This window comes from Methylobacterium sp. C33D (assembly GCF_053345825.1).
The window spans coordinates 1-290 of record NZ_JBKFAV010000232.1 but is presented as its reverse complement, the minus strand read 5'-3'; the positions used below and the strand labels follow the sequence as shown (position 1 = coordinate 290).

The 290-nt window shown below is 65.5% G+C and carries 1 pseudogene; it reads left to right on the top strand.

From position 1 onward, the window contains the following. Positions 1-160: 160 nt before the first annotated feature. Positions 161-290 (top strand): annotated as a pseudogene (locus tag ACLBXO_RS32185) (SDR family oxidoreductase); the annotation flags it as partial.

The window sequence follows — 290 nt, the reverse complement described above, 5'->3', positions numbered from 1 at the left end:
AGAACGTCGCGGCGGTCCTGAGCTTCGCCGACCGGGTCTACGGCTTCAACAACGGCCATATCGTCTATGAGGGACAGGCCTCGGCTCTCCGGTCGGATCCCGCTCCGATGCGAGATTTCATGGGCTTGGCGCCGTGAGCGAGACCACAGACACCGGCTCAATGCTGACGAAGGGGGGCATGGATGCCGCCACGAAGAGCCTGGCCATCGAGTACGACAAGCGCGGCATCCGCGTGCACGCCGTCGCCCCCGGCGTCATCAAGACGCCGATGCATGCGCCGGAGGACTACG